This window comes from Rubneribacter sp. (assembly GCF_965361815.1).
On the sequence record NZ_CBDTNW010000182.1, the window covers coordinates 1 to 4419 of the forward strand.

The window sequence follows — 4419 nt, forward strand, 5'->3', positions numbered from 1 at the left end:
CCGAGCCCGCGCCGATGAGCGTGTGCATCTCGTCGATGAACAGGATGATGTCGCCCGCGTCCATGACCTCCTTGATGCACTTCTTCAAGCGCTCCTCGAACTCGCCGCGGTACTTGGATCCGGCCACCAGCGCGCTCACGTCAAGCGTGAACAGGCGCTTGCCGCGCAGGATGTCGGGCACCTGGTTGGACACGATGAGCTGCGCCAGGCCCTCGGCCACGGCGGTCTTGCCCACGCCGGGCTCGCCGATGAGCAGCGGGTTGTTCTTCTGGCGGCGGGAGAGCACCTGCATGACGCGCTCGATCTCGCCCGCGCGGCCGATGACCGGGTCAAGCTTGCCGTCGCGCGCCTTCTGCGTCAGATCGGTGCCGAATTCTTTAAGCACGCTGTCCGACGAGCTGCCGCCCTGGTCGAACGGGTTGCGCCCCGCGTACACCGGGCTTTGCCCCACCAGGTCGTTGAGGGCGCCGCGCACGTCGTCGCCCGACACGCCCAGACGCGTGAGCACTTCAAGCGCGGTGCCCTCGCCCTCGCGCACGATGCCGAGCAGCAGGTGCTCGGTGGATATGTAGGATTGGCCCATCTGCATGGCCTCGCGCAGGCTGTTCTCCAGCACGCGCTTCACGCGCGGCGTGAAGGAGAGGTGGCCGGACACGTCGGTGTCCTCGTCGATGGCCACCACCTGGCGGATCGCCTGGACCACGGCGTCGTATTGGACATGCAGGCGATCGAGGGCCTGGGCGGCCAGGCCGTCTTTTTCCTGTATGAGGCCGAGCAGGATGTGCTCGGTGCCCACGTAGGGCTGATGGAGCGAGCGCGCCTCGTCCTGCGCCAGGACGAGCACCTTGCGCGCCTTGTCCGTGAATTTCTCGAATGACATGTCAGCCTCGATTCTCGCGGCGTTGGTTCAGTGTTACTCGAACTATGCTAGCACTCTTGTCAAGCGAGTGCTAACGCGATACCGCCCCGTCACCGCATCCACACGAGAATGACGGCTGCACGCTCGCCTTCCGTCACGCGAGAACGACGCCCACGCGCCCTACGCGCATTCGCCACCCTCCGCATGTCCGCTCCCATACACGCGCCGCCCGAACTCGTAGGCGCGCGCAAGGTGGTCCGTCTCGCCGATGCGCGGGCGGCCGTTCGTGTCGCCGCAGCCCCCGGCTAAAAGCGTCCCTTTGTCGTTGAAACCAATGTAGTCCACCACTGCGAAGCGGTAGTACGAAACCGCCTGGTTAAACGTCCAGAAGAAGTCGTCGGCCGCCGTCATGAGCAGCGCGCTGTCGCGCACCGGGTAGCGCTCGTAACGTCCGCGCGGCGGCGCCGGGTCCTCCTGCGCGATACAGTAGAAACGCTCGATGAACGCCTTGATAAACGACGACACCGTCCAAAAGTACAGCGGCGAGGCGAACACCACCAGATCGGCGCCCAGCACGCGCGGCGCCAGATCGTTGAACGCATCCTTCTGGATACAGGGCTTGCCGTAGCGGCACGCGTTGCAACCGAGGCACCCGCGCACCTCGTGCTTCAGAAGCGACGCCACCTCAACCGCATGCCCCGCATCCCGCGCACCCCGCGCGAACGCCTCCACCAGCTGCGCCGTGTTGCCCCGCGGCCTGCCGCCGCCCTGCACCACGAATATGTCTTTGCCCATGAGCGCTCCCTTTCCTCTCACCCCGCGTATCATCTCGCCCGAGTATACCCCAACGCCGCAGAACCGGAGCGGGACCCCCGAATCCCGGTTCGCCGCAGAGCGCGAGCCAGAGCGCGCAGGGCCGCAACAGTTGCAAGCCGGAGAGGACCCAAAGTCGGGGCAGCCGCAAAGCGCGATGTCCGCGGCAGCTTCAGCCCGGCCCCGCCCAGACTACAACGGCCTCCCAACTTGATGTCGAATTTTTTGACTTCAAGATTTCATGCTCCTCCCGTCAACACGCTAAAGCAGACAGGGTCCGCACGGCAATCGTGCGGACCCTGCGAACATCTTCGCGCTGTGCGGTCGAGCGTTCTCAGTACAGCTTGGCGCCGGCGGGGATGCGGTCGTCCACCATGAGCAGGTTCAGGCGCTCGGCGGGCTGGCCGTCCTCGCCCTCCACCTCGTGCACAGCGGAGATGAGCATGCCGCAGCTGTAGATGCCCATCATCTTGCGCGGGGGCAGGTTGGTGATGGCGATGCAGGTCTTGCCCACCAGCTCCTCGGGCTCGTAGTAGGCGTGGATGCCCGAGAGGATGGTGCGCTCTTCGCCCGAGCCGTCGTCGAGCGTGAACTGGAGCAACTTCTTGGACTTCGGCACGGCCTCGCACGCCAGCACCTTTACAGCACGGAAGTCCGACTTGCTGAACGTGTCAAAGTCCACTTCGTCCTTAAACAGCGGCTCTATGACCACGTTGGAGAAGTCGATGGGGGCTGCGGGGGCAGCCTCGGCGCTCGCGGCCGCAGAAGCGGCAGCCTCGCCGCTCCTCTTCCCGCCCGCCGGGGCTTCGTCGCGCATATGCGGAAAGAGCAGCACATCGCGGATGGACGGCGCGTCGGCCAAGAGCATCACCAAACGGTCGATGCCCACGCCCACGCCGCCCGCCGGCGGCATGCCGTACTCGAGCGCGCGCACGTAGTCCTCGTCATAGCCCATGGCCTCGTCGTCGCCCATATCCTTGGCCGCAACCTGCGCGCGGAAGCGCTCGGCCTGGTCCACCGGGTCGTTCAGCTCGCCGAAGGCGTTGGCGTACTCGTGCCCGCAAATGAACAGCTCGAAGCGCTCGGTGAGGTTAGGGTCGCCAGCCTTCTTCTTGGCCAGCGGCGACACCTCCAGCGGGTGGTCGATCACGAACGTGGGATGGATGAGCTTCTCCTCGGCCACCGCCTCGAAGATCTCGGCGATGAGCTTGCCCTTGCCCCAGGCGCTGTCGGCATGTCCACCGTTCTTCTCCAAAATGGCAACCAGCTCCTCGCGCGTGCGCGCGAAGCTCACGTCCTCGCCCGCGCCCTCGCTCGCCAGCTCGATCATCGACCTGCGCGGCCACTCGCCCGACAGGTCCACGTCCTGGCCCTGGTAGGTGATCTGCAGCGTGCCGCATGCGGCCATCGCCGCCGCCTGGATGTAGCCCTGCGTGAGCTCCATCATGCCTTCAAGGTCGGAAAACGCCTGATAGGCCTCCATCGTGGTGAACTCGGGGTTGTGGTAGGGGTCCATGCCCTCGTTGCGGAACTGGCGGCCGATCTCGAACACCTTCTCGAACCCGCCCACAAGCAGGCGCTTGAGCGGCAGCTCCGTGGCGATGCGCAGGTAGTAGTCGCGATCGAGCGCATTGAAGTGCGTGACGAAGGGCTTGGCGTTCGCACCGCCTAAAATGGGATGGAGAAACGGCGTCTCAACCTCGTAGAAGCCCTGGTCCTCCATGTAGCGGCGGATGGCCGCCACAATCTTGAAGCGCTTCTCGAACACCTGCTTGACCTCGGGGTTCATCACCAGGTCAACGTAGCGTTGACGGTAGCGCGTCTCCTTGTCGGCAAGACCGTGGAACTTCTCCGGCAAAGGACGCAGGCTCTTGCTCAACAGCTCGAAGGACTGCACCGCCACGGACAGCTGCCCGCGCTTCGTGCGCATCATGGTGCCCTGGACGCCTATCCAGTCGCCCACGTCAAGGTCCTTGAGCTGGCGATAAGCCTCCTCACCCATCGCGTTCACGCGGCAGAACAGCTGCATGTCGCCCGAGGCGTCGCGCAGCTCCAAGAACATAAGCTTGCCCTGGTCGCGCTTGGCCATCACACGACCGGCCACCGTGACGGCGTCTTCCGTGGACGCGCCGTCGTCAAGATCGGCGTAGCGCTCGGCCAGCTCGTTCAGATGATGCGAATAGCGAAACGCATGGCCGTAAGGATCCTTGCCCGCGGCGATGAGCGCCTCGCGCTTCGCGCGGCGCACCGCGATGGGGTCGTCTTCGATGATCTGCTGGGTCTGGTCGGGAGTTTCGCTCATAGGTTGTCCTCGAACTCGCAGGTTGGCGTGGTAAGTCAGCGAGGGCGGCTGCGGTGCCCGAGATTCGCACGGCGACGGGGGCGAAGCGTACTTCGGTACGCAAGCCCGCATCGCCATGCGAAGATTGGGCGCCCCAGCCGTCCGCAGCGTCGGCAGGTTCCGCCGTTCGGCGAAACGGCGGAACCCTTAGTGCTCGATCTTCACGATGGTCATGGAGATGGCGCGGCCGGTGGGGCCGGTCGTCTCCACCTTGTCGCCCTTCTTGCGGCCCAGAAGCGCCGAACCCACCGGCGACTCGTTGGAGATCTTGCCGGCCGAGGAATCGCTCTCCGCGCCGCCCACGATGGTGAACACGCGCTCGCGCCCGCCCATCTCCACGGTCACCGTGGAGCCGATGTGCACGCTGTTCGAGCGCTTCGGCGTGTTGACCACCGTCGCCTCCGAG

Annotated in this window: 4 protein-coding genes; all 4 read right to left on the reverse strand. The window is 65.4% G+C overall.

The features are described from left to right. Window positions 1-880, reverse strand: an 880-nt coding sequence (locus tag ACWKY3_RS13090) for a Clp protease N-terminal domain-containing protein (protein ID WP_449316837.1), incomplete at its 3' end; no start/stop codon positions are given. Between the two features lie 159 nt (window positions 881-1039). Continuing rightward, a complete protein-coding gene (locus ACWKY3_RS13095; RefSeq protein ID WP_449316838.1) occupies window positions 1040-1654 on the reverse strand; it encodes a flavodoxin family protein in 615 nt (204 codons plus the stop codon). Window positions 1655-2006: 352 nt separating this feature from the next. Further along, window positions 2007-3974, reverse strand: a complete 1968-nt coding sequence (lysS, locus tag ACWKY3_RS13100; protein WP_449316839.1) for a lysine--tRNA ligase — start codon at window positions 3972-3974, stop codon at window positions 2007-2009. 186 nt (window positions 3975-4160) lie between these two features. Next, window positions 4161-4419 (reverse strand): GreA/GreB family elongation factor (locus ACWKY3_RS13105; RefSeq protein WP_449316840.1); only part of this gene is annotated, 259 nt, incomplete at its 5' end.